The organism is Rathayibacter sp. AC451 (genome assembly GCF_979253095.1).
On record NZ_CEEDBD010000001.1, the window covers coordinates 59317 to 76688 of the forward strand.

Genomic DNA, 17372 nt, shown 5'->3' on the forward strand with positions numbered 1-17372 from the left:
AGATCCCCGACTCCGCACCCGGCGGGTCTCGAGCCGACGCCTGCGACGCCTCCTCGCCCAGCAGGGTGTGCGCGACTCTCTCCTGCGGCGAGCCTTCCTGCTGATCGAGTAGCCCGCGCAGCGGACGTATCGAGATCCCTGTCCACAGGACCCGTCATCCGCGCTCGACGAGCTCGGATGACGGATGGACGATCAGAGGGGCGACCTCCCGAGGGTGCAGGCGTCGTGCGAAACGCGTGCCAGCGTTTCGCACGCGCCGTTCGCACAACGCTCTCGGGAACGCGCCCACCTCGGAGAGCCGACCGCGGTTCTTCCTCGCCTCGGCGAGGAAGAACAGGACGGATCAGTCGACGTGCTTGCCCGAGTTGGCCGTCGTGGCGGTGCCGCCGTTGGCCAGCAGGTCGCGGATGTCGGCGAGCAGCTCGAGCTCGGTCGGCGCCTTGTCCTCGGCGGCGGGAGCGTCGTCCATCTTCTTCTTGAACGCCGCGTTCTTGAGGTGGTTGATCGGCAGCACGAACGCGAAGTAGAGCACGAACGCGACGATCACGAACTGGATGAGGGCCGAGAGGACGGCTCCCCAGGCAAGGACCGTCGCGGGCTCGCCGTTCTGCGCCGCGCGCAGGGTCCAGCCGAGGTTCTCCAGCGACGACGCATCGAAGATCCCCCCGATGAGCGGGTTGAAGATCCCGGTGACGATCGCGTTGACGATCGTCGTGAAGGCCGCGCCGATGACCACGGCGACAGCCAGGTCGATGACGTTGCCGCGGAGGATGAACTCCTTGAAGCCGTTGATCATGGTCTGTTCCGTTTCTGCCGGCGGGCGGTGGACCGGGTCAGCTCCCGGAGGACGAGGACCCGGAGGAGGAGGAAGAGGAGGAAGAGGAAGAGGATCCTGACGAGGACGACGAGGATCCGCCGGAGGACGATCCGCCCGACGACGATCCGCCGCTCGAGGAAGAGCCGCCGGAACCGCCGGTCGAGGCGGGCGCCGCCGACGAGCTCCCCGACGACGAGTCGCCCGAGCCCGACCCCGACGACGAGCTCTTGGAGCCGGACGCGCGCGAGTCGGTCCGGTAGAACCCGGAGCCGTTGAACGTGACTCCGACCGCGCTGAAGACCTTGCGCAGCGCGCCCTGGCAGCTCGGGCACTCCGTGAGGGTGTCGTCGGTGAACTTCTGCTGGATGTCGAAGGCGTTGCCGCACTGCGTGCAGCGGTAGGAGTAGGTGGGCACGGGTGCTCCTGAGAAGAGGGGGAGTGGGAGAGGGGAGAGGAGGGCTCAGCGCTGCACGTCGAGGACGCCGGAGGGGGTCACGACGCCGTCGACCGGCTGGTCGTGCACCTCGCTCGGCACGTGGTCGACGAGCTCGCTGTCGAAGACGACCGCGTAGACGGGCGGGCACTTCTCCATCGAGCCGAGGGTCTTGTCGAAGTAGCCGCGGCCCCAGCCCATCCGCATGCCGGTCCGGTCGACGGTGGCAGCGGGAACGATGATGAGGTCGACGTCGTTGATCGCGATGGGCCCCAGCAGAGCTCCGACGGGCTCGGGCATGCCGAACAGGCCCTGCGTCTCGGTGTGGCCGTCGCCGACCGCCCAGTCGAGCAGGCCGTCCTGCCGCGAGATGGGGAAGAGCACGCGGATGCCGTGGCTCTCGGCCCAGCCGAGGAACGGGCGGGTGCTCGGCTCGTCGGGTGCCGACAGGTAGCACGCGATCGACCTGGCCCCGTAGCGGGTGACCAGGTCGACGAGGTGCTCGGTGATGCGGGCCGTGGCCTGCTCGCGGGCCGTGGTCGTCTGCGTGCGTCGGCGCTCGCGCAGCTCGGCGCGCAGCGCCCGCTTCTCGTGAGTGATGTCGGCTGGCATGCGCTCAGTCTAGATCGGGGCCCGCGTGCGGGATCGGCGCGGCCCTCGCTCGGCTGAGGCGCGCTCACTGCCACCCGTCCCACAAGAGGGGCCGCTCCGGCACCCTCCTCGGAAACATCCCCGACCACCGCCGCCGATATAGTGACGCCCCATGGGCACTCGAATCCGCAAAGCCGTCATCCCCGCCGCAGGGCTCGGCACCCGCTTCCTGCCGGCGACCAAGGCGATCCCGAAGGAGATGCTCCCGGTCGTCGACAAGCCGGCCATCCAGTACGTGGTCGAGGAGGCGGCGGACGCGGGTCTGCAGGACGTCCTCGTCATCATCGGGCGCAACAAGAACGCCCTCGCCAACCACTTCGACTCCGTGCCCGAGCTCGAGCTCAACCTGAGCAAGAAGGCCGACGACGCGAAGCTCGCGCACGTCAAGTACGCCAGCGACCTCGCCGACGTGCACTTCGTCCGCCAGGGAGAGCCCAAGGGCCTGGGTCACGCGGTGTCCCGCGCGCAGCGCCACGTGGGCGACGAGCCCTTCGCGGTCCTGCTCGGCGACGACCTCATCGATGCGCGCGACCCGCTCCTCACGCGCATGATCGACGTCGCCGAGAAGCGCGACACCACCGTGGTCGCCCTGCTCGAGGTCGACCCCGACCAGATCCACCTCTACGGCTGCGCCGCGGTCGAGACCACCGACGAGGACGACGTCGTCCGGATCACGGGCCTCGTCGAGAAGCCGTCGAAGGAGGACGCTCCGTCGAACCTCGCCATCATCGGCCGCTACGTCCTCAAGCCCGACGTGTTCGGCGTGCTCGAGGAGACGCAGCCCGGCAAGGGCGGCGAGATCCAGCTGACCGACGCGCTCGAGCGCATGGCTCAGGACCCGGCCGAGTTCGGCGGCGTCTACGGCGTCGTCTTCCGCGGCCGCCGCTACGACACCGGCGACAAGCTCGACTACATCAAGGCGATCGTGCAGCTCGCCTCCGACCGCGACGACCTCGGTAAGGACCTCAAGCCCTGGCTCAAGGACTTCGTCGAGACCCTCTGACCCGGAGCCTCCCCGGGGTCCTCCCGATCGTCGAGATCCCCCGCCGCCGCGGGGGATCTCGTGCGTGAGGGGACCGAGCGCCACGGCGCATCCGTCTCCGATGCCGGCCGCCCGGTCCACCCCCTTCGGCGACCTCGTGCGCGCAGTACAGTCGGGACATGCCGCTGCCGATCCCGACGCTCTCCGAGGGTCGAGTCACCATCCGCCCCATCCGGGTGCGCGACGCCCGCCCGCTCGAGCGCGAGCTGATCGCCAATCGGGCGTGGCTGCGGCAGTGGGAGGCGTCGGACCCCCGCGGCGGTGCCGCCTTCGACGTCCGCGCGAGCATCCGCTCCCTGCAGCAGAACGCGCGGGCCGGGGGAGGGGTGCCGTTCCTCATCGAGTGGGACGGCGAACTCGCCGGGCAGCTGAACATCTCGAACATCGGCTACGGCTCGCTCTCGTCGGCGTCGATCGGCTACTGGGTGGCCGAGCGGTTCGCCGGCCGCAGCATCACTCCGATCGCCGTCGCACTCGCCACCGATCACGCCTTCCTCGATCTGGGGCTGCACCGTATGGAGATCTGCATCCGTCCCGAGAACCGGCCGAGCCTGCGGGTGGTCGAGAAGCTCGGCTACCGCTACGAGGGACTGCGCCGCCGGTTCATCCACATCAACGGCGACTGGCGCGACCACTTCTGCTTCGCCCTGGTGGCGGAGGAGGTGCCGCGCGGTGTCCTGCGCCGCTATCTCGACGGCCAGGTGCCGCACGACGTCGGCACACCCAGCGAGGCCGACCAGCGCGCATCGCACCGTTCCGGGCTCTCGGGGCCGCCGGACGGGGCGGGCATCCCCCGGACGGGGAGCCGACTCATCGGCGATCCGCGCGGACACACCTACCCGTAATGACGGACGGGAGCACCTCCGACTCCTAGCGTGGGTCGCATGAGTAGCGACTGGCTGGGTGGGGGCGTCGTCTGGGCGCTCGCCGCCGTTCTGTGGGTCGCCTACCTCATCCCCACGTGGATGCGCCGCCGGTCGTACAACGCGACCGAGCGCAACGCGGTGAGGCTGCAGCAGACGCTGCGGATCCTCGCCGAGACCGCGGAAGTACCCGAGCACGTGCGTGCGGAGGCGACGGCCCGCGAGGTCGCGCTCCAGCAGCGCACCCTCCGGGCGACCGAGACACGACGACGAGCCGAAGAGAAGGCACAGGCGATGGAGCTGGCACAGGCGGAGAAGGCGGCGCGCGAAGCGCTGCGACGGGCGGCCGCGACCACGAAGCAGAGCACTCGCACGGAGCCCGGCGTCCTGCGCTGGCGGCAGACCGCCGCCTTCGCGGTGCTGGTCGGCCTCGTCGCGGCCCTGGTCGGGCTCGTGATGCTGCCGTTCGGCGGCAACGGCGTGGTGCCGACCGTCGGCGGGTTGCTGGTCGCGGCCGGACTCGGCACGCTGCTGGTGCTCGCTCCGGGTCGGCGCCGCGCGGCCGCTCCCGCGTCGATGTCCGCGACGACCGTCGCGGCGTCGCGCCGCCCGGCCGAGGTCTTCGAGGCCGAGCTGGCCGAGGACGCGCCCGCGGAGGCGGAGGCCCCCGCCGCGGAGGCCGTGAGCTGGACGCCGAAGCCGCTCCCGAAGCCGCTCTACCTCTCGCGCGGAACCGTGGCCGCCAGCGCCATGGCCTCCATCGACGCCGTCGAGCGCCTGCGCGCTGCGGCGGCGGAGGCGGAGCTCGCGCAGCGCGCGGCCGCGTCGGCCCCCGAGGTCGCGCCGATCCGCACCCCCCGCGCCACGGCTCCCGTGCCGGTCCCCGAGGCTCCCCGTCCGTCCTCGCGCTTCGCCTCGATGGGCGTCGTCGAGGGCGTCGACGCGATCGACCTCGACCAGGCGCTGCAGCGCCGCCGCGGGGCCTGACGCCTCCACTCGTCGATTCGGAGCCCGCCCCCCGGCGTGCTAGTGTGGACGAGTTGTTCGGGCCGGGAGACGGCTCGGAAGGCACGGGTCCGTGGCGCAGTTGGTAGCGCGCTTCGTTCGCAATGAAGAGGTCAGGGGTTCGAATCCCCTCGGATCCACCGCACGATCAGAAGGCCCGCTCGGAGAGCGGGCCTTCTGTGTTTTTCAGGGTCAGGCCCGCTCGAGAGGCGGGCCTTCTGTGTTCATGAAGGTCCCGCTCGCGGGTGAGCCTTCTGGGTTCGTGGGGGCCGGGCCTGCTCAGGGAGCGTGTCCTCGGGGCTCATGGGGTCGGGTCCGCTTGCCGGGGTCAACCGGGGAACGGTCTCCTGCGCTCCGCTCCGGGTCGGCGCGAAGAGGGTCTCGGGGGAGGCTCCGGGCCCTCTTCGGGGCGATTCGGAAAGGCGCTCGATCGCGAGTGAACGCCGAGTGGCCCCTGCCGGCCGGGCGAGGCCCGTCCCCGGGCGGCCCCCCTGTCGCCGCCGGAAGGGGCGCAGCCGGCGCCGGCCGGGCGTCAGCGCAGCGACGGGTCCGGATCCGCCCAGTTCTCGACGGTCTGCAGCACCCAGAAGACGGTGAAGAGGGCGAGCGCCAGCGCCTCGACCAGCAGCAGCCACTGCTCCCCGAGCAGCGCCTCCCCGCGGCCGGTCAGCACCAGCGCGACCAGCGCGAGGTCGGTCGCGGCGAGCAGCACCGCCAGCACGGCGTACGCGATCGAGTAGCCGCGCGGCGAGCCGGGGCCGCGCACCCCCTCCGATCGCACCGCGTGCGCGTGCACGCCCGCGACCGCGGCCATCAGGAAGAAGAAGACGGCGGCGGCCGCGTAGTGGCCGGTCACCGCGAAGGCCGGAGTCGCGGACGCGGCGGCGAGGGCGACGAGCAGCACCGCCGCGACGGCGATCCGCACCAGAGCGATCCTGTCCAGCCGGCGATCGAGGGCCAGCAGTGCGACGGAGGCGACGAGGACCGCCGCAGCGACGAGGAGGTAGGCGAGCATCCCGACCGCGAGCTCCTCAGTCGCGCTCGCCGGAAGGCAGCGCGCGACGCCGGCGGGGCAGCCGGTGCCCGTCAGCATCGCGAGCTCGTCCGAGCGCAGCGGCACGGGGACGAGCGCGATGAGCGGCGCCGTCATCCCGCCGAGCAGCAGGAGGTAGCGGCGCAGACTCCTCCCGGCGAGCACGACCAGCGCGACGGACACCGCGAACAGCGCACCAACCAGGACCGAGCGCCCGGGCGTGTAATAGGCGGCGCTGATCGAGCGGAGCGGGCCGACCGCGACCAGGTGCCGGCCGACTCCTGCGGCGAGCAGCAGCACCGCAGCGCACAGCGACACCCGCACGTAGCGGTGGGTGCGCAGCGACGAGACGGAGCCGTCGGCGCGCAGGGCGTCGGTCGCGCGCACGCCGGCTACTCCGCGCGCAGACCCGCCGAGCCGAGGGCGAAGTCGACGTCGATGCGGATCGCCACCCGGAGCGGGTTGTCGCGGGGCACGCGGTAGCGGCGCGAGTAGAGATCGACGGCGTGCGCGACGGCCTCGGGTTCCTCCTCGATCGAGGCGGGACCGCCCAGGCTCAACCAGCGGACGCCGTCGACCTGGCCGACGGTCGCGGTGCCGCCGCGGCGCACGTTGAGCACCTTCTGGCTCTCGCGCGAGGTGATGACGCGCACGACGCCGTCCTCGTAGGTGAAGCCCACGGCGACGACGTGCAGACGTCCGCCGCGGCCCGGAGTGGAGAGGGTGGCCAGGTGCCGCTCGGTCACGAACTCGAGGCCGTCGGGGCTGAGGATGCTCATGCCGCGAGCGTAGCCGGAGGGTCTGACGGGACGCCGAGGCGGGCGCGGTCGCGACCGGTCGCGAGAGGCCACTCCGGTACGCGACACGCCGCGCCGGGCGTGCCGGAGTGGCATCTCGTGGAGGGCGTCAGACCTGCAGGAGCAGTGCCTCGCCCTGCCCGCCGCCGCCGCAGAGGGCGGCGACTCCGAGGCCGCCCCCGCGCCGCCGCAGGGCGAGCGCGAGGTGCAGGGCCAGACGCGCACCCGACGCGCCGACCGGATGGCCGAGCGCGATCGCTCCGCCGTCGAGGTTGACCGACTCGGGGGCCAGACCCAGGTCGTCGGCCGACTGCAGGACCACCGAGGCGAAGGCCTCGTTGATCTCGATCAGATCGAGATCGGCGATGGCCGACCCCCGGCGGGCGAGCGCACGGAGGACCGCGGCCGACGGCTGCGAGTGCAGCGAGTTGTCGGGCCCGGCGACCTGCCCGTGCTCGGCGATCTCGGCGATCCAGGAGAGCCCGCGGGCGCGAGCCCATCCGCGGCTCGCCACGACGAGTGCCGCGGCACCGTCGGTGAGGGGAGAGGAGCTGCCGGCCGTGATGGTCCCCTCCGGAGTGAAGGCGGGCGTCAGGCCCGCGAGGACCTCGACGGTCGTGTCCGGCCGGATGCCGTCGTCCTCGGACACGAGCACGTCGGCTCCGCGGCGCTGGGGAACGGCCACGGGCACGATCTCCTCGGCGAGGATCCCCGACTCCCGAGCGGCGGCCGCGCGCCGGTGCGAGAGCGCCGCGTAGGCGTCCTGGCGCTCGCGCCGGATCCCGCGCTCCGCGTTGCCGTCGTCGGTCACCCTGCCCATGATGCGCTGGTCGAAGGGATCGAGCAGGCCGTCGTGCAGCAGGGCGTCCTCGAGCGGCCTCGCGCCGACTCCGACGCCGTCGCGTGCGCCGAGGAGCAGGTGCGGGGTCCGAGTCATCGACTCCTGACCGCCGGCCACGACGACCGACGCCTCGCCGGTCCGGATGAGCCGTGCCGCGTCGATCACCGCCGTGAGCCCCGAGAGGCAGAGCTTGTTGATCGTCACCGCCGGCACGTCCCAGCCCAGCCCCGCGAGGATCGCGGTCTGGCGCGCGGGACCCTGCCCGGCACCGGCCTGGATCACCTGGCCGAGGATCACCGCGTCGACGTCGGCCGCCCCCACTCCGGAGCGCACGAGGGCCGCGCGGACCGCGTGTGCACCGAGCTCGGTCGCGGACAGGGTGGCGAAGCTGCCGCCGAAGCGGGCGAAAGGGTGCGCGCACCCCCGAGGATCACGGGGACGAGGTCCTCTGCGGTCATGGCGGGACTCCTTCTCGACGGTGAGAGCGGGCGGAGGCGCCGGTCAGGGCACCAGGAGGATCTTGCCCCGGACGTGGCCGTCCTCGCTCGCGCGATGGGCTTCGACGACGTCCTCGAGCGCGAAGCGGGGCCCGAGCTCGACGCGGAAGCGGCCCTCCGCGAGCAGCCGCGCGGCGAGCGGTACCGCCTCGCGGCGCAGGTGCAGCTCCTCCGGGGTCATCGGCACGGGGTTGCCGCCCGACCAGGCCCGGATGCCGAGCGAGGCGGCGCGAGCGCCCACGACGACGGTGCCGACGTGCTGCGGGTCGGTGACGAGGGCGAGGGAGGCCTCGATCGCCTCGTCGGTGCCCGCGGCGTCGAGCACGCGGTCGACACCGTCCGGAGCGGCCTCGCGCAGTCGTGCCAGCAGCCCCGGTCCGTACGCGACGGGCTCCGCCCCGAGCTCGCGGAGGAGCTGGTGGTTCGCGGGGCTCGCCGTGGCGATCACCCGGGCGCCGCGATCACGGGCGAACTGGATCGCGGCCTGCCCGACGGCTCCGGCGCCCGCGTGCACGAGGAAGGTCGACCCCTCCTCGACCCCGAGCGAGGCGACGGCCTGGTAGGCCGTGCCGATCGGGATGCCGAGTGCCGCCGCGTGCTCGAAGGACACATCGGCGGGCTTGGCGTCGAGGCTCTCCGGGCGCACGACGACCGCCGAGGCGTAGGTGCCTGTCGCGCCCTGCACGATCACCTCGTCGCCGACGCTCCAGCCCTCGACTCCCGAGCCGATCGCGGTCACGACGCCCGCGCCGTCCGAGCCGAGCCGTCGCGGCTCCGTCAGCGGCGGGCTCGGCCGCACACCCGACCGGACCTTCCACTCGATCGGATTGACGCCCGCGGCGCGGACCGCGACCACGAGACCGCCCGCAGGCGCCTCGGGTTCGGGGGCGTCGACCACCTCGAGCACCTCGGGTCCGCCGATCCGGCGGTACTGCACGATCCTGGCCACGTCGTCCTCCTCCCTTCAGCCCAGAAGCCTGTCGCGCACCTCGCGGCGCAGCACCTTGCCGATGAGCGAGGTGGGCAGCTCGTCGACGGGCACCACGCGCTTGGGCACCTTGTAGGGGGTGAGGTGCAGACGGCAGAAGTCGCGCAGCGCCTCGGGGTCGACGGCCGCACCGGCGCGCAGGACGACCGCTGCGGCGACGCTCTCGCCGCCGTCCGGGCGGGGCAGCCCCACCACGGCGGCCCGCGACACGTCGGGGTGGGACTCGAGCACGCCCTCGACCTCCGACGGCGAGACGTTGAAGCCGCCCGTGATGATCAGCTCCTTCGCCCGGTCGACGATCGTGACGAAGCCGTCGGCCGAGACGGTGGCGATGTCGCCCGTGCGGAGCCACCCGTCGGCCAGCAGCGTCGCGCCGGTCTCGTCGGGGCGCTTCCAGTAGCCCTGGAACACCTGCGGTCCGCGCAGGAGCAGCTCGCCCGATTCGCCCGGCCCGCGGTCGACGGAGGGGTCGTCGGGGTCGACGAGGCGGATCTCGGTGCTCGGGAACGGCACGCCGACGGTGCCGGGGCGGCGTGTCGGTCCGACCGGGTTCCCCACCGCGACAGGCGAGCTCTCGGTCATGCCGTAGCCCTCGACGAGGAGACCGCGGCTCGCGCGCTCCCAGCGGTCGACGGTCGCGACGGGCAGTCCCATCGCTCCCGAGATGGCGAAGCGGATGCCGCGCAGATCGAGCTCGCCGCGCTCGGAGGCGCGCGCGAGCGCGTCGTACACGGGCGGCACGGCGGGGAGGAACGTGGGCGGCGACGACTTGGCCGCGGCCTTCACGAGACCCACGTCGAACGTCGGGAACAGCACGACCTTCGCTCCGATGCTGATCGCGAAGGTCAGGCACAGTGTGAGCCCGTAGGCGTGGAAGAGGGGGAGGACCGCGTAGAAGGTCTCATCGCCCTCGCGGAGCCCGGGCACCCAGGCCTGACCCTGCATCGCGTTCGCGCGCAGGTTCGCGTGCGAGAGGATCGCCCCCTTCGGGGTGCCGGTCGTACCGCTCGTGTACTGCAGCAGCGCGGTGTCGCCGAGCGCGGGTCGGGGGTGCGCGCGCGAGAGGCGGCGGTTGCCGACGAGGCGCGAGAAGGGGATGACCGAGCGGGTGCGCGGCCGACCCGTCAGCTTCGCGCGGGCGGCGCGGACCTTCGGCAGCGGCAGGCGCAGCGCGAGGCGCTTGGCGAGCGGGAACGACTCCGTCAGATCGACCGAGACCACGCGCTCGATGCCGAGGTCGGGGGGCATCGTCGCCACGACGTCGGCGACCTTGTCCCAGACCACCGCGACCCGGGCGCCGTGGTCCTCGAACTGCCGGCGCAGCTCCCTCGGCGTGTAGAGCGGGTTGTGCTCGACGACGATCGCACCCAACCGCAGCGCTGCGTAGAACGCGATCACGTGCTCGGGGCAGTTCGGCAGCACCAGCGCGACGCGGTCGCCCGGGCGGACGCCGAGCCGGCGCAGCCCCTCCGCGACGCGGGACACCCTCTCGCCGAGCTCGACGTAGGTCGTGCCCGCGCCGAAGAACTCGAGAGCGGTGCCGCGCCGGTAGCGGGCCACCGAGTCCTCGAGGAGGTCGACGAGGGTCTGGGTGGGCGGGTCGATCTCGGTGGGGACGCCCTCCGCATAGGAGGACAGCCACGGCTTCGTCGCCAGGTACGGGGATCCGGGGGTCACGGAGCAACTATCGGGCATCAGCCTCCGCGGTTGCTCCGAGGCTCGCCGCGGGGGTGACGCGGGCGCCGGAGCGCGCGCAGACTGGACGGATGAGCGCAGCCATCGATCTCCTCCGCGACGCCTTCGCCCGGGTGCACGAGAACGTGCACGCGGTGCTCGACGACTCGACCCCCGAGCAGCTCGGCTTCCGCGCCGATGCACAGGCGAACTCGCCCGCCTGGCTGATCTGGCACCTGACCCGGGTGCAGGACGACCACCTCGCTCCACTCGCCGGTCACGAGCAGGTGTGGACCGCCGACGACTTCCACGGTCGCTCGGCGCTGCCGTTCGAGCCCGGCGCGAGCGGCTACGGCCAGGAGCCGTCCGAGGTGGCGGCGCTCGCCGCCGTGCCGGCGCACCTGCTCGCCGAGTACCACGACGCCGTGCACGAGGCGACGCTCGCCTACCTCGACACGCTGTCGGACGAGGACCTCGCCGAGGTCGTCGACCGCCAGTGGGACCCGCCGGTGACCCTCGGCGTCCGCCTGGTCTCGGTCGTCGACGACGACGCCCAGCACGTGGGCCAGGCGGCCTTCGCGAAGGGGCTCGCGGAGCGCTCCTGAGCGCGAGGCCCGCCGGCGATGCCGCTACCCTGGACGCGGCACCGTCGCCCGGCGGCGGTGTCCGCGGAGCGAGGACCGCGCCACCGAGAGGACACCACGTGCCGTTGCCCACCACCCCCGCCGCCCCCCTGATCCGCAAGGGTCGCGACGTCCCGGCCGAGATCGCCCGCTCGTGGCTCCTCGTCAACGCGACCCGGACCGAGACCTTCGACGCCGCGCACGCGTCGCGGGCCGACCAGATCGTCCTCGACATCGAGGACGCGGTCGACCCGAAGGCCAAGCCGGACGCCCGCGCGGACGTCGTCGAGTGGCTGAAGGGCGACAAGAAGGCCTGGGTCCGCATCAACGACCACTCCACCCCGTTCTGGTCGGACGACGTCGACGCGCTGAAGGGCCTCCCGGGGCTCGCGGGCGTCATGCTGGCCAAGACGGAGGCGGCGGAGCACGTCACCGAGACTTTCGACCGCCTCGGCGGCTCGACCCCCGTGCTCGCGCTCGTCGAGTCCGCCCTCGGGATCGAGGAGGCGGTCTCGATCGCCCGCGCCCGCGGCTGCTTCCGGCTCGCGTTCGGCAGCGGCGACTACCGCCGCGACACCGGCACGAGTTCCGACGACCTGGCCATGGCGTACCCGCGCTCGCGCCTCGTCGTGGCCAGCCGCATCGGCGACCTGCCCGGCCCGATCGACGGCCCGACCGTGTCGAACAGCCACCCGGTCCTCCGGGAGCAGTCCGCGCTCACCGTCTCGCTCGGCCTCACCGGCAAGCTCTGCCTCGATCGGGAGCAGCTCGCCGTCATCAACGAGGTCATCAGCCCCACTCCGTCCGACGTGGCGTGGGCGCGCGACTTCCTCGACGAGTTCGAGGCGCGCGGTCGCGTGATCCGCGACGGCAGCGACCTGCCCCGACTGGGGCGCGCGAAGAAGATCGACAAGCTGGCGACCGCGTTCGGAGTGAACCCGCTCTGACCCGAGGTCCCCGGCACGAGCACGAGGAGGCGCGCATGGGCGCGGTCAGCACGTTCCTGTGGTTCGACGACGCCGCGGGCGAGGCGGCGGAGTTCTACACGGCGCTCGTGCCGAATTCGCGCATCCTCGACAGCCGGGTGCTGCCCGAGGGCTCGCCGGCTCCGGGAACCCTGCTCTCGGTCTCGTTCGAGCTCGACGGGCAGCTGTTCCAGGCGATCAACGCCGGTCCGCGGTTCCCGTTCACCGAGGCCGTGTCGATCGTGCTCACCGTGCAGACGCAGGAGGAGCTCGACCGGCTCTGGGACGCGCTCGCGTCCGAGGGCGGCGCCGAGGGACGCTGCGGCTGGGTGCGCGACCGCTGGGGGCTGTGGTGGCAGGTGGTGCCGTCGGTGCTCGCCGATCTGCTCGGCGGGCCGGATCCCGAGGGCGCGACCCGCGCCATGCGGGCGATGCTCACGATGGACCGGCTCGACATCCGGGCGCTCGAAGAGGCCTATGCCGGCGCGTAGATCCGGGAAGGCGCGCCGCTCCGTGTCACTCCGGCGGGCCTACCTCCGCGACTACCGCTACGCCTACGGATCGCGCTTCGCTCATCTGCGCGACGGCTGGGACGTCTCGCACTACGCCGACGGCGACCGTGCACCGGTGCTGCTCATCCCGGGCGTCTACGAGACGTGGCAGTTCCTCCGACCGGTCGCCGACCGCCTGAACGGAGCCGGCCATCCGATCCACGTGCTGCCGGCGCTCGGGCACAACACCCGGCCCATCGTCGCGTCGGCGGCTCTCGGGCAGGAGTACCTGCGCGAGCACGACCTGCGCGACGTGATCGTCGTCGCGCACAGCAAGGGCGGGCTGATCGGCAAGCACATGATGGTCGTCGACGACCTCCACGAGCGGCGCATCGACCGGATGATCGCGGTGTCGACGCCCTTCACCGGCTCGCCGCTCGCGAGGATCGCGCCCGCTCGCGCACTGCGCGAGTTCCATCCGCACCGCCCGGTCATCCGGACCCTGCTCGCCGAGCGCGACGCCGACTCGCGCATCACGTCGATCTACGGCATGCGCGACCAGTACATCCCCGGCGGCAGCCGACTCGTGGGCGCGCGCGAGAACATCGCGGTCTCGGTCATCGGGCACTTCGCGCTGCTGTCGCACCCGAAGGTGCTCGACCTGATCGCGTCGCGCGTCGATCCGGAGTGACGGGGTCGGGGCGCCGAGGCGCGCTCGGACGATCCTCAGGTCAGCTCCAGGGCGTGAGCAGCACGAGAGGGATCTCGCGCTCAGTCTTCGTCTGGTACTCGGCGTAGTCGGGCCAGGCCTCGACGGAGCGCTCCCACCACACCGCGCGCTCGTCGCCCTCGAGGACGCGCGCCGTGTAGTCCTTCTTGACCGGGCCGTCCTGGAGCTCGACGTGCGGCTCCTTGAGCATGTTGCCGTACCAGACGGGGTGCTCGGGGGCGCCGCCCTTGGAGGCGACGACCACGTACTCGCCGTCGTGCTCGACCCGCATGAGCGCGGTCTTGCGCAGCTTGCCGCTGCGCGAGCCGACGGTGGTGAGGACGATGATGGGCTTGCCGCGCAGGAGGTTGCCCTCGGCACCCCCGGTCGACTCGTAGAGCTCCGCCTGCTCGCGGGCCCAGGCGGACGTGCTCGGTTCGTATTCTCCGGTGAGAGGCATGCTCCGATCGTAGCCACGGGTGCGCCGAGGATTCGAGCCGTGCACGAGGATGGAGCGGTGCAGGCTCCCGACCAGATCGACCGCGCGCTGATCGCGCGACTCCGCGACGACCTCCTCCGCGCCCGGTACGGCGTGGACGCCGTCCGCGAGCTGTGGGGGGAGGCGGCCGCCGTGGCCCTGCACCGCGGCGACCGCGTGCCGGCACGGCGTGCGCTCGCCCGCTCCGCGGCGGGATCCGTTGAGGAGCGGGCCCGCGCCGTGCTCGCGCGGCTGTTCCTCCTGGCCGATCCCGTCACGGCTGCGGAGGCGGAGGAGGCGCTCCCCGCCCTCGGGCTCGACGGCGCGGTCGAGCTGGAGCTCGTGCGCGCCGAGGCCGGAGCGGTCGTCGTCGCCGCGCTGGATCTGCGGCCCTACGACCTCGTCGACTCGCGCGGTGCCGCCTCCTGGTGGATCGCCTCCGACCTCGGCGAGCTGGCCCTGGGCCGCGCACTGTCCGAGGACCACGTCCTCGGCGTCGGCGGAGCGAGCCTGACCCTGACCGGGCTGATGATCCAGCGCCCGGTCGGCAGCGTCCTCGACCTCGGCACCGGCTGCGGGATCCAGGCCCTGCACGCCTCCCGGCACGCCGACCGCGTCGTGGCGACCGACATCTCGCACCGGGCCCTCGCGATCGCCGCCCTGAACGCCGAGCTCAACGGGATCGACTCGATCGAGTTCCGGCACGGCAGCCTCTACGAGCCGGTGGCGGGGGAGCGGTTCGACCACATCGTCACCAATCCGCCGTTCGTCATCACCCCGCGCTCGCCCGGGGTGCCCTCCTACGAGTACCGCGACGGCGGACTCGAGGGCGACGAGATCGTGCGCCGAGTGGTGGTCGGCGCAGCGGAGCACCTGACCCCCGGCGGCGTCGCGCAGCTGCTCGGCAACTGGGAGTACCGCGAGTCGGCCGACGCCTTCGACCGGGTCCGCGGCTGGCTGGCCGACACCCGCGGTGCGCTCGAGCAGGCGCTGGAGCCAGGGCGCGCGGGGCTGGACGCCTGGATCGACGGCGCCCGGTCGCCGCTGGACGTGTGGATCGTCGAGCGCGAGCAGCAGGATCCGGCCGTCTACGCCGAGACCTGGATCCGCGACGGCGGCACGACCCGCGGAGCGGAGTTCGACACCCTGGTCGACGCATGGCTCGAGGACTTCGAGCGCCGCGGAGTGACGGCTGTCGGGTTCGGCTACGTGACCCTCCGACTGCCCGCGCGCCCCAGGCCCCCTTCGAGCGCCTCGAGCGGATCGACGGAGCACTCTCGACGGCGGGGCTCGGCGGTCACCTGGCGCACTGCCTGGACGCCGCCGAGCGGCTCGCCGACCTCGACGACCGCACCCTCGCGGGCCTGTCGCTCGTCGTGGCGCGCGACGTGACGGAGGAGCGGCACTACTGGCCGGGCAACGACGACCCGACCGTGCTGCGGCTGCGCCAGGGCGGCGGCTTCTCGCGCACGGAGGACGTCGACACGGCGCTCGCCGCGGTCGTCGGCGCGTGCGACGGTGAGCTCTCGCTCGCCGCCATCATCGCGGCCGTGGCGTCGCTCCTGCACGTGGAGGAGGAGGCGGTGAGCGCCTCGGTGCTGCCGGGAGTGCGCGATCTCGTCTCGACGGGGATGCTCGTCCTGCCGTGACGCGCTGCTGCCGATCCCGACGCGTCAGAAGAGCGTCGCGGGGGCGTCCTCGACGGCGGGATCCGGGGAGTCGACGCCGCGGCGTCGGGCCAGCCCGGTCCGGCGTCGACCGGCTGCCGGCGCTGGTAGGCGGTCGCGGCGGCGCGGGCGCGGACGTCGGCCGCCTCGTTCATCCGGTGGTTCGCGTGCCCCTTCACCCACTCGAAGGTCACCGCGCGCCCCTGCAGGGCCTCGTCGAGCGCCTTGATGATCTCGACGTTCATCACCGGCTTGCCGTCGGCCTTGCGCCAGCCCTTCCGCTTCCAGCCCGGCAGCCACTCGGTGCAGGCCTTGATGGCGTACTGGCTGTCGCAGAGGATGTGCAGCGGCTCCTCCTCGTGGGCGGTGGCGCGCAGGAGCTCGAGCACCGCGGTCAGCTCGCCGATGTTGTTGGTGCCGTGGGACCAGCCGCCGGCGGCCCAGCGCTCGTCGTCGACGTACCAGGCCCAGCCCGCGGGGCCGGGATTGCCCAGGGCGGATCCGTCTGCGGCGGCGATGATGCTCACGTACTGCTCCTCGTGCGGTCGGCGCACCCGCGCGGGCGCCTTTCGAGGGTAGTCGCCCGACGGCGCCTGCCCGGCCGGTGGCGGGATCGGGGCGGAGCGCAAGCGGGTGCCGGATGTCGGTCGTCGCCGCCACAGTGGACGGATGACCAGCATCCCCACCCTCACGCTCAACGACGGCACCTCGATCCCGCAGCTCGGCTTCGGCGTGTTCAAGGTCGACCCCGACGAGACCGAGCGCATCGTCTCCGAAGCGCTCGAGATCGGCTACCGGCACATCGACACCGCGGCGATCTACGGCAACGAGGAGGGCGTCGGCCGGGCGATCGCCTCCTCCGGCCTGGCCCGCGACGACCTCTACGTGACGACCAAGCTCTGGAACGGCGACCAGGGCCGCGGCACCGCACCCGGCGCTCTCGACGCGAGCCTCGAGAAGCTCGGGCTCGACTCCGTCGACCTCTACCTCATCCACTGGCCCAGCCCCGCCCAGGACCGCTACGTCGAGAGCTGGGAGGCGATGCAGGAGCTGCAGGCGGCCGGCCGCACCCGCTCCATCGGCGTCTCGAACTTCCTCGTGCCGCACCTCGAGCGCCTGCTCGACGCGACCGACGTGGTTCCGGCCGTCAACCAGATCGAGCTGCACCCCTACCACCAGCAGCCGACCGTGACCGCGTTCGGTGCTCAGCACGGCATCGCGACCGAGGCGTGGGGGCCGCTCGGTCAGGGCAAGTACCCCCTCCTCGAGCTGCCGGTGATCACCGGGGCCGCCGAGGCGCACGGAGTGACGCCGGCGCAGGTCGTGCTGCGCTGGCACCTCGACCGCGGGCACATCGTGTTCCCGAAGTCGTCCACCAAGGCGCGCATCGCCGAGAACCTCGACGTCTTCGGCTTCGAGCTGGGCGACGACGAGCGCGACGCGATCACCGCGCTGGAGCGCGCGGGCCGCGTCGGCGGCGACCCGAACGAGGTCGCGTAGTCCGGGCGGGTCTCGCGTCCTCCTGCTGATCGAGTAGCCCCGCAGGGGCGTATCGAGATCCCCGAGCCAAGGGGGTCTGTCAGCCCGCGCGCCCCGCGATCGTCACCCGGGTCGCGTAGGGCATCCCGATGCGCTCGCCCGGCAGGCCGTCCACGACTCCCGAGACCGCTGCGAGCACCGCGGCCCGCTCCGGCTCCGGCAGGGCGATGACATAGCTCCGCGACGCGAAGACGTCCTGCAGCGCCTCCCGCGTCATCTCGTGCATCCAGTCGAAGGCCGCGAAGGCCCGGCGCTCGAG

General features: G+C 72.8%; 19 protein-coding genes, 1 tRNA gene and 2 pseudogenes. 11 read left to right on the forward strand and 11 right to left on the reverse strand.

Annotated elements, in window-relative coordinates; translation table 11 throughout:
* Positions 1–343 precede the first annotated feature (343 nt).
* From mscL to AC0CID_RS00285, 3 genes are read right to left on the reverse strand one after another with little or no spacing between them, the layout of a single operon-like run.
* A complete protein-coding gene (gene mscL / locus AC0CID_RS00275; RefSeq protein ID WP_465225376.1) occupies positions 344–796 on the reverse strand; it encodes a large conductance mechanosensitive channel protein MscL in 453 nt (150 codons plus the stop codon).
* 37 nt (positions 797–833) lie between these two features.
* A complete protein-coding gene (locus AC0CID_RS00280) occupies positions 834–1232 on the reverse strand; it encodes an FmdB family zinc ribbon protein (protein ID WP_465225377.1) in 399 nt (132 codons plus the stop codon).
* A gap of 45 nt (positions 1233–1277) precedes the next feature.
* Positions 1278–1862, reverse strand: a complete 585-nt coding sequence (locus tag AC0CID_RS00285; RefSeq protein WP_207402834.1) for a 5-formyltetrahydrofolate cyclo-ligase — start codon at positions 1860–1862, stop codon at positions 1278–1280.
* Between the two features lie 151 nt (positions 1863–2013).
* On the opposite strand from AC0CID_RS00285, the gene galU reads away from it, so the two are divergent.
* The 4 genes from galU (at position 2014) to AC0CID_RS00305 (ending at position 4951) form a co-directional block, all read left to right on the forward strand.
* Positions 2014–2904, forward strand: coding sequence for a UTP--glucose-1-phosphate uridylyltransferase GalU (gene galU / locus AC0CID_RS00290; RefSeq protein ID WP_465225378.1), 891 nt, complete (start codon positions 2014–2016; stop codon positions 2902–2904).
* Between the two features lie 158 nt (positions 2905–3062).
* On the forward strand, positions 3063–3788 hold the full coding sequence (locus AC0CID_RS00295; RefSeq protein WP_207402836.1) for a GNAT family N-acetyltransferase: 726 nt from the start codon (positions 3063–3065) through the stop codon (positions 3786–3788).
* Positions 3789–3827: 39 nt separating this feature from the next.
* Positions 3828–4793 (forward strand): hypothetical protein, encoded by a 966-nt coding sequence (locus AC0CID_RS00300; RefSeq protein WP_465225379.1) that lies wholly within the window; start codon positions 3828–3830, stop codon positions 4791–4793.
* 85 nt (positions 4794–4878) lie between these two features.
* Positions 4879–4951: transfer RNA gene (locus tag AC0CID_RS00305), tRNA-Ala, on the forward strand.
* A gap of 392 nt (positions 4952–5343) precedes the next feature.
* On the opposite strand, the gene AC0CID_RS00310 is transcribed toward AC0CID_RS00305, so the two are convergent.
* From AC0CID_RS00310 to AC0CID_RS00330, 5 genes and pseudogenes are all read right to left on the reverse strand, one after another.
* On the reverse strand, positions 5344–6231 hold the full coding sequence (locus AC0CID_RS00310) for a hypothetical protein (RefSeq protein ID WP_465225380.1): 888 nt from the start codon (positions 6229–6231) through the stop codon (positions 5344–5346).
* A gap of 5 nt (positions 6232–6236) precedes the next feature.
* The gene (locus tag AC0CID_RS00315; RefSeq protein ID WP_465225381.1) at positions 6237–6623 is read right to left on the reverse strand and encodes a pyridoxamine 5'-phosphate oxidase family protein; all 387 of its coding nucleotides are present in this window, start codon (positions 6621–6623) and stop codon (positions 6237–6239) included.
* A gap of 127 nt (positions 6624–6750) precedes the next feature.
* A pseudogene (locus AC0CID_RS00320) lies at positions 6751–7940 on the reverse strand (acetyl-CoA C-acyltransferase).
* Positions 7941–7983: 43 nt separating this feature from the next.
* On the reverse strand, positions 7984–8928 hold the full coding sequence (locus tag AC0CID_RS00325; RefSeq protein WP_465225382.1) for an NADP-dependent oxidoreductase: 945 nt from the start codon (positions 8926–8928) through the stop codon (positions 7984–7986).
* 15 nt (positions 8929–8943) lie between these two features.
* On the reverse strand, positions 8944–10662 hold the full coding sequence (locus AC0CID_RS00330; RefSeq protein WP_465225383.1) for a long-chain-fatty-acid--CoA ligase: 1719 nt from the start codon (positions 10660–10662) through the stop codon (positions 8944–8946).
* 71 nt (positions 10663–10733) lie between these two features.
* Here AC0CID_RS00330 and AC0CID_RS00335 point away from each other — a divergent pair, with 71 nt between their 5' ends.
* The 4 genes from AC0CID_RS00335 to AC0CID_RS00350 all read left to right on the forward strand — a co-directional run bounded on the left by AC0CID_RS00335 (position 10734) and on the right by AC0CID_RS00350 (position 13411).
* Positions 10734–11246 carry a mycothiol transferase gene (locus tag AC0CID_RS00335; RefSeq protein ID WP_465225384.1) on the forward strand — a complete coding sequence of 171 codons (513 nt, stop codon included), beginning with the start codon at positions 10734–10736 and terminating at the stop codon, positions 11244–11246.
* A 104-nt stretch (positions 11247–11350) separates the two neighbouring features.
* A complete protein-coding gene (locus tag AC0CID_RS00340) occupies positions 11351–12211 on the forward strand; it encodes an HpcH/HpaI aldolase/citrate lyase family protein (protein ID WP_207402917.1) in 861 nt (286 codons plus the stop codon).
* 35 nt (positions 12212–12246) lie between these two features.
* The gene (locus AC0CID_RS00345; RefSeq protein ID WP_465225385.1) at positions 12247–12720 is read left to right on the forward strand and encodes a VOC family protein; all 474 of its coding nucleotides are present in this window, start codon (positions 12247–12249) and stop codon (positions 12718–12720) included.
* Positions 12721–12742: 22 nt separating this feature from the next.
* The gene (locus AC0CID_RS00350) at positions 12743–13411 is read left to right on the forward strand and encodes an esterase/lipase family protein (RefSeq protein ID WP_465225386.1); all 669 of its coding nucleotides are present in this window, start codon (positions 12743–12745) and stop codon (positions 13409–13411) included.
* Positions 13412–13451: 40 nt separating this feature from the next.
* Here AC0CID_RS00350 and AC0CID_RS00355 read toward each other — a convergent pair whose 3' ends face one another.
* Entirely contained in the window at positions 13452–13889 is a 438-nt protein-coding gene (locus AC0CID_RS00355) for a nitroreductase family deazaflavin-dependent oxidoreductase (protein WP_465225387.1), read from the reverse strand.
* 39 nt (positions 13890–13928) lie between these two features.
* Between AC0CID_RS00355 and AC0CID_RS00360 the strand changes: the two genes are divergently transcribed.
* On the forward strand, positions 13929–15299 hold the full coding sequence (locus AC0CID_RS00360; RefSeq protein WP_465225388.1) for a DUF7059 domain-containing protein: 1371 nt from the start codon (positions 13929–13931) through the stop codon (positions 15297–15299).
* Complete coding sequence (locus tag AC0CID_RS00365) at positions 15296–15556, forward strand: DUF7782 domain-containing protein (RefSeq protein WP_465225389.1); 261 nt, start codon at positions 15296–15298, stop codon at positions 15554–15556. Before AC0CID_RS00360 ends, AC0CID_RS00365 begins: the two co-directional genes overlap by 4 nt.
* A gap of 82 nt (positions 15557–15638) precedes the next feature.
* Here the strand turns inward: AC0CID_RS00365 and AC0CID_RS00370 are convergent.
* Positions 15639–16101 (reverse strand): annotated as a pseudogene (locus tag AC0CID_RS00370) (ribonuclease H family protein); the annotation flags it as partial.
* A gap of 142 nt (positions 16102–16243) precedes the next feature.
* Between AC0CID_RS00370 and AC0CID_RS00375 the strand changes: the two are divergent.
* A complete protein-coding gene (locus tag AC0CID_RS00375) occupies positions 16244–17074 on the forward strand; it encodes an aldo/keto reductase (RefSeq protein ID WP_207402846.1) in 831 nt (276 codons plus the stop codon).
* A 79-nt stretch (positions 17075–17153) separates the two neighbouring features.
* Here AC0CID_RS00375 and AC0CID_RS00380 read toward each other — a convergent pair whose 3' ends face one another.
* Positions 17154–17339 (reverse strand): hypothetical protein, encoded by a 186-nt coding sequence (locus AC0CID_RS00380; protein WP_465225390.1) that lies wholly within the window; start codon positions 17337–17339, stop codon positions 17154–17156.
* Positions 17340–17372: the final 33 nt, after the last annotated feature.